General features: G+C 37.1%; 7 protein-coding genes. 1 reads left to right on the top strand and 6 read right to left on the bottom strand.

Annotated features, from left to right (window positions below; genetic code table 11):
- Nucleotides 1-546 precede the first annotated feature (546 nt).
- Complete coding sequence (locus RCG22_RS25355; protein ID WP_166260332.1) at nucleotides 547-684, top strand: hypothetical protein; 138 nt, start codon at nucleotides 547-549, stop codon at nucleotides 682-684.
- A gap of 55 nt (nucleotides 685-739) precedes the next feature.
- Here RCG22_RS25355 and RCG22_RS25350 read toward each other — a convergent pair whose 3' ends face one another.
- The 6 genes from RCG22_RS25350 to RCG22_RS25320 all read right to left on the bottom strand — a co-directional run bounded on the left by RCG22_RS25350 (nucleotide 740) and on the right by RCG22_RS25320 (nucleotide 6,140).
- A complete protein-coding gene (locus RCG22_RS25350; protein WP_308105168.1) occupies nucleotides 740-1,510 on the bottom strand; it encodes a class I SAM-dependent methyltransferase in 771 nt (256 codons plus the stop codon).
- Nucleotides 1,511-1,618: 108 nt separating this feature from the next.
- Nucleotides 1,619-2,371, bottom strand: a complete 753-nt coding sequence (locus tag RCG22_RS25345) for an exodeoxyribonuclease III (protein ID WP_308105167.1) — start codon at nucleotides 2,369-2,371, stop codon at nucleotides 1,619-1,621.
- Between the two features lie 880 nt (nucleotides 2,372-3,251).
- Nucleotides 3,252-3,860, bottom strand: a complete 609-nt coding sequence (locus RCG22_RS25335; RefSeq protein ID WP_308105165.1) for a divergent polysaccharide deacetylase family protein — start codon at nucleotides 3,858-3,860, stop codon at nucleotides 3,252-3,254.
- 96 nt (nucleotides 3,861-3,956) lie between these two features.
- Nucleotides 3,957-4,397 carry a peptidylprolyl isomerase gene (locus RCG22_RS25330; protein ID WP_166260344.1) on the bottom strand — a complete coding sequence of 147 codons (441 nt, stop codon included), beginning with the start codon at nucleotides 4,395-4,397 and terminating at the stop codon, nucleotides 3,957-3,959.
- A gap of 242 nt (nucleotides 4,398-4,639) precedes the next feature.
- Nucleotides 4,640-5,092, bottom strand: a complete 453-nt coding sequence (locus tag RCG22_RS25325; protein ID WP_308105164.1) for a CBO0543 family protein — start codon at nucleotides 5,090-5,092, stop codon at nucleotides 4,640-4,642.
- The gene (locus RCG22_RS25320; RefSeq protein WP_374049489.1) at nucleotides 5,019-6,140 is read right to left on the bottom strand and encodes a DUF2515 domain-containing protein; all 1,122 of its coding nucleotides are present in this window, start codon (nucleotides 6,138-6,140) and stop codon (nucleotides 5,019-5,021) included. The genes RCG22_RS25325 and RCG22_RS25320 overlap by 74 nt, the downstream gene beginning before the upstream one ends.
- Nucleotides 6,141-6,174: the final 34 nt, after the last annotated feature.

The following is a 6,174-nucleotide window of genomic DNA, read 5'->3' as shown; positions in this document are numbered from 1 at the left end:
TAAGATGAGACTTCCATCACGGGATGCTTTACCCCGTGATGGTTAGTCGAATCAATCGGGTATTTACGAGCAGTTATCCGATAGGATATTACTGCTCGTTAATACGCGGAAAAGTTGATTAGCTCATTTGTTACGTTGGCTTAGCTTCATTTCTGAAACTAATAATTTTTGTTTGTTTGCACGATTTTGTTTGTTTAGTTTTCAAAGAACAATTCTATCATTCTACTTCGTCAGCCAATCAAGTAATTAGCGACTTTTATTATTTTAACATAACGTTTTTTCGATGTCAACTTCACCAGAAATAATTTTTTAACTACGTTATTTCGTTTTAGCGACAAGGAATATCATACTACCCTGACAACCATTCGTCAACCCCTTCTTTTCATTTTTTTATAAATTGAATAGTACTATAATGAAGTCATTTGGACTTGCAATAATCATATATAATTACATACCTATAGGTAAAGATAAGAAAATAGGTTTAGATTCCTTTTTAAGGGAAAAACTATCTCTGTAATTGTGTTAGTAAAAAGGAGATGACCAGATATGAGTATGTACTTCCAGAAAAAAGAGGATGAAAGTAGTTTAGTTACTCCTGTAGAACAAGAGCAATTGAATCCATCAGTTTTTGAGGAAAAATCACCTGAATTTGATGTAATCGGAACGGCCTTAAACGATGTTTAATTCACAAAAGACCCTTTGCAAAAAGAGCAATCCTCTCTTTATGCAAAGGGCTTTTTTACCTTTTTACCGCCTTTAAAAGGACTGCTTCCCCTTGGAAGGAGTTCACATGATCATCAACAATGGAAACCTTAAATTTTTCTTTTACTTTTTGGGGTGCCTTGAGGATGTATTCAGTTAATTTATCTTTTTCACGTTCAGGTAAATTCATTCGGTTACACCATGGCTCAAACTGAAATGATTTATCAAAACGATGCATTTCAGAAATTTCAAATCCATTCATTTCAAGCATCTTGAGCCATTCACTCTTCTTCCAAGCTCGGAAATGACTGTAATCCCGCTGTTTTTCGATCGTATTATAAAAAACATCATAGTCATCTTCTTCAGGAACGACATTATCATCAAGTAAAAACTGACCGGATGGCTTCAAGACGCGGTGGACTTCTTTCACAAATTTATCCACATCAGGGAAATGGTGAGGAGCTATCCGACAGGTAACTATATCAAAACTCCAATCAGAAAAAGGCATATTTTCGGCATCCCCTAATTTAAACACTACATTTTGGTGCCCATTACCTAAGATGAATCTTTCTGCTGCTTTTAACATTTCAGGCGTTAAATCCATAGCTGTGACAATTTTTACAGAGTTAGCAAACGCATTTGCCGTATGTCCGCCCCCAGTTGCAACGTCCAGTAGTTCCTCGTCACCGGTCATCGTTGCCATTTCCAAAAGCTTTAATAAGTCATTCCCTTTTTTGTGGATTGGACTACTAACATAGGAATCTGCACTTTTTCCAAACTGCTTTTGAACATCCTTCTTGATATCCATATCATTTCCTCCCCGAATACCTCTTTATATTTACTATAATAGAAATTCTTTATAAAGAAAATGACACAGATTTTATAATTTGTCATAAGAAAAACTAATGGCATGAAATTAATGAATTTCAAGTATAACCGGACAATGATCACTCCCCATCACATGGCAATGAATATCAGCATTTATAAGGCGATCCCGCAATTTTTCGGAGACAATAAAGTAATCGATTCGCCAACCTATATTCCTTTCTCGAACTTTAGCCATGTACGACCACCAACTGTAAGCACCAACCTGTTCCGGATAAAAATGACGATAGCTGTCAACGAAGCCCGCTGCAAGTAATGAGGTCATTTTCCCTCGTTCTTCGTCCGTAAACCCGGAATTTCCTACATTAGACTTTGGATTCCGAAGGTCAATTTCCTGATGGGCGACATTCAAATCTCCGCATAGGATAACTGGTTTCAGGTCATCTAATTCTTTCAAATACTGAAGGATACGGTCCTCCCAATCCAAACGGTAATTGATTCTTGCTAAATCTCTTTGTGAATTAGGGGTATAGACATTGACTAGGAAAAAATTATCAAACTCTAAGGTTAGAATTCGACCTTCCTCTTCACTCTCATCTGTTCCTACACCATATCGAACAGAAAGTGGTTTTTCCTTAGTAAACACAGCGGTACCGGAATATCCTTTCTTTATCGCATAATTCCAGTATTGTTGATAACCTTCTAACTCAAGACTAATTTGCCCTTCTTGCAGCTTTGTTTCCTGCACACAGAAAATATCTGCTTCCACTTCTTGAAAGTATTCCAAAAAACCTTTTTTAACGCATGCCCTAAGGCCATTGACATTCCAAGAAACTAATTTCATTTTAACTAATCCTTCTCCCTTGCTGAAAGTGAAATTATTTGCGATTGATAGGTGACATTTTATCAGTTAAAGCGGATGAGTAAAAGAAATATGAAGATTTATCAAAGAAAAAAAGGCAGTTATTTGTAACGGGTTCCGTTATCTATCGCAAAAATTAAAAATGTAATGCAAAAAGACCTTCAAATTGTATGGTAATTTGGAGGTCCCTTTTGTTGATATAATGGGATTTCAATAATTATTTAGGAAGAATTTGTAGTGCAATTAGTATATTAAAATGGGGGGGGGACAATTGCCAGTGTCGTCAGCAAAATACACTACATTTTCACTTACAAATTGATATACAGAAAATATTGGTTAGGTTCTGTTATAATTGAATGTTGATTTCACTGTGTTTGAAAAATAAACGGAGAAATTCCGGCTAAATTGGGAAATACCTATATTTCCTTAAAAATAAGGGGATTTTTTCCGCTTATATAATCAAAATCTTTAGATTTTTTCTTATTTAGAGCAGTTAAGCGGAATATCTCCGCCTATATCTGCTGCTTTAGCTTCCTTTATAAACATTAGACGGAAATTTTCCGCCTAAGAATTCTCATACCTACGAAAAATCGATACAAGAATGAGGAATTGGTTCACTTCCCTATGCAAATTGACGTTTTGCGATAGGAAACGGAATAACCCTTTAAGTTATTTGCTGCCTTTTTTGAAGGGGATAAAATACTTTTTTGCTACCTTGTCGGAAAACAGCTTAGAAGCTGGGACTATTTTTATATTTCGTTTATTGAATTCGTCTATTGCTTGAAAGACCCCAATCGAACAAACCTTCCCAGTTATTCCGACATGCCCTATTGCAATTCCCGTGCCTTTAATTTCTGTTATCTTAGCTAGTCTTATCATTTGGTTTCGAACATGCGCTGACGAGGATATATCGTAAAAACATATCTCTTTTTAATATGGGGACGCCCAGTTCTTCAGCTATTTTCGGAAATTTTGTATTTGGACTTGTTGCACTGTCGATTATAAATAATCTTCTTTCCTTTGCAACCTCAACGATTGCACGAACTATTTGTTCATTTTCAACAGCCAGGGAGCCCATATGGTTATTTATGCCTACCGCATAAGGAACATCTTTAATCGCATCCTCGACAATTTGCCTTACTTCTGCAGGTGAAAGATCATTCGTGATGGGTCTTGGCCCGAGCCATGATCTCTTTCCTCTTTTCGGTTCCATTGATAAATGAATCATCACTTCGATCCCGTATTTATGTGCCCATTTTGCATGTTCTTTTGAGTGATCTGTAAACGGCATAACTGCGGCAGTAATCGGTATGTCCCCTTCGAGAAAGTCCCGTACTCCACCCGTACCACCACCGAAATCATCAATGATAACCGCTGCCTTTAATTCTTTGGGTTCCATTTTTTCAGCTGAAGTCGGTTGTTGAAAAGTAAATATTATTAACGGAACCAGGATAAACACAAATTTTTTCATAAATGACCCCCAATATAGATTTTTGAGGTTAATTTGCCCCATCCGATCATAAATTAGACAAAAAAAAGAGAGCTAAAATAGCCCTCCTTGAGTTACCTATTCAGCATCAAATACTTTTACTTCTTTCATTTTGTCACCATTTCTCATATTAAGCGCAGTTTCTAAACCTGAAGTAACTTGTCCAAAAACAGTATGAACACCATTTAAATGAGGCTGTGGCTCATGAACAATAAAGAACTGAGATGAGCCTGTATCTTTACCTGCATGAGCCATTGATAAAGAACCTGCTACATGCTTATGCGGATTTCCTTGAGTTTCACATTTAATAGTTGTTCCACTACCACCCATTCCTGTGCCAGTAGGATCTCCCCCTTGTGATACAAAGCCTGGGATTACTCTGTGAAAAATAACTCCATCATAAAAGCCTTCATTAGCCAATTTCTCAAAGTTAGCTACTGTATTAGGCGCTTCATTCGGGTAGAATTCAAGCTCCATTTTCTCTCCATTTTCCATTACTATGTATCCTTTTTTAGCCATTAGAAAACACTCCTTTATGTAAAAATCATTTTTATCATACACTTTTCATTGAAGAAAAGAAAGTTTAGGAACCCATTTTTCTTCTATTGGTTATATTTCTCCTATGGTTGTGGTACTATAATAGTACCCCTTCCGAACATTCGCTTGTTGCGGGACACTTAACCACTGTACGGACGGAAGGGGCAAGGTGTAACTTAGGTTACATCGCAAAAGCCGAGATGTGAGTCTCGGCTTTTTGTATGTTAACCTTTTCGTTTTTTCATCCATGTGTAAAATAAATAAATTAACGTTAAAAATAAAAGGTATCCAATAAACGTATAGAGGTGTTTCCAGTTCGCGGTATGCTCAAACCACCCCATCACTTCAGCAAACTTTTCAAAAATAGGCATCAACAGGCTAATAAATAAGATAAGGCCCACTTTCCCCCGGCGATTAACCTGGTTCATCGCCTCAAGAAAGATAAAAACCAGCACAGGCAGTACCCCAAGTGTAAACGCAATATTGATTGAGAAAGTATCCTTCATTGGCCTCATTGGAAATCGATAAATATCTTTTCCTACAAAAAATAGGTCTAAATATGTAGCAAGCAAAGTAGCTAAAAAAACGGCGGTAAGTGAAGGGTTAATCCAAAATCGATATCGCTTTTTTAGCGATCGCTGCGAGTTCGAGTCTTTCCAGTGTTTTACAGTATTCATTTCTAATCTCCCCGTCAATTTTTTCATTGTCATCTAGTAAATATTCAACAACAAAAGGATCTTCAAACCAATCCCCTTTTTCGGCTTCCGACTGACTCCTATTCTTCCAAGCATTTTCAAGGACCGGACTATATATTCTTCTTGCTTGCGGCCTCAACTGACAGGCTTTTAAACGCGTTTGGTAGGCAAAGCCGGGAATTCCTTCGTTGACGTTATTAAAAATATGCGGCCAGTAATCCTTCCTTGAGCCCGTATGCGGCTGTGTTTTTGCCCACTCCAACACTTGTTTTAGACGCTCCTTGTTTTTAAAAAGGACATCATATAATCTTTTTCCAAGTAAAATCCGTTCATTCAATGATTCAAACTGATGAAGTGTTTGTCCGACAAGGTTTCTTTTTCCAAAAGGAAAGAGGATATGGTTAAAAGAAAACAAATCCTGGAGGAGAAATTCGAGTTTATTTATCACCCCTTTTTGGTAAATAGGATTTTGGACCACTCGCTTTTCCAAATAACTTTGTTCATTAATAATCAGCGCGATGGCGAGGATGTAGGTTTCTTGATTGCTCCAAAAGTGATTCCATATCGTTTCCATAAAGGTTGAAATGTTTAGATACGAACATAAATGAAAAAGCGGTTTATTTTGCTTTAGGCCTTCCCTATACAACAAGAATTGCGGGTAAACATCTTGAAAGATCAACCAATTTCCACGCTCCAAAAAGGCAAAGAAGGTCTCTCTCTCTATTTTTGAAAGTAAACGGGTAAGGAATTCGCCTTTAAGGTCCGTCATATTCCAACCGCCATTCCGTGAGACCATATGCCCGAGAAAAGCCCAATGGATTTCCGGATGGTGAAGGTAAAATTCAAGGTAGGCCTTTGTTCTTGTGACATTATTTATGTTATGTTCCTGTGTCTCCTTTTTTATTTGTTCTAAAAGTGTCCCTTCGCTTTTTGTAATCAATGGCGGCAAATATGTTTGTTTGCTTTTCTTCTTTAATTCGTCTCTAATCAATTCAAGTGGTGACTTCTCGCGATTTCTCGTAAAAAATATGGCACATGGCCTCCTTTCGTAATTCTCCTTCCAC

The sequence above is a fragment of the Neobacillus nitrireducens genome, assembly GCF_030915405.1.
In the GTDB taxonomy this organism is placed as follows: domain Bacteria; phylum Bacillota; class Bacilli; order Bacillales; family Cytobacillaceae; genus Neobacillus.
Note: the sequence above shows the minus strand (reverse complement) of the source record. Positions and strands in the feature narration are given on the sequence as shown.

Excerpts from the sequence above, each read along its gene's own strand:
- RCG22_RS25335 (WP_308105165.1), bottom strand. The coding sequence starts at position 3,860 with ATGAAAAAATTTGTGTTTATCCTGGTTCCGTTAATAATATTTACTTTT.
- RCG22_RS25345 (WP_308105167.1), bottom strand. The coding sequence starts at position 2,371 with ATGAAATTAGTTTCTTGGAATGTCAATGGCCTTAGGGCATGCGTTAAA.
- RCG22_RS25330 (WP_166260344.1), bottom strand. The coding sequence starts at position 4,397 with ATGGCTAAAAAAGGATACATAGTAATGGAAAATGGAGAGAAAATGGAG.
- RCG22_RS25350 (WP_308105168.1), bottom strand. The coding sequence starts at position 1,510 with ATGGATATCAAGAAGGATGTTCAAAAGCAGTTTGGAAAAAGTGCAGAT.
- RCG22_RS25325 (WP_308105164.1), bottom strand. The coding sequence starts at position 5,092 with ATGAATACTGTAAAACACTGGAAAGACTCGAACTCGCAGCGATCGCTA.
- RCG22_RS25355 (WP_166260332.1), top strand. The coding sequence starts at position 547 with ATGAGTATGTACTTCCAGAAAAAAGAGGATGAAAGTAGTTTAGTTACT.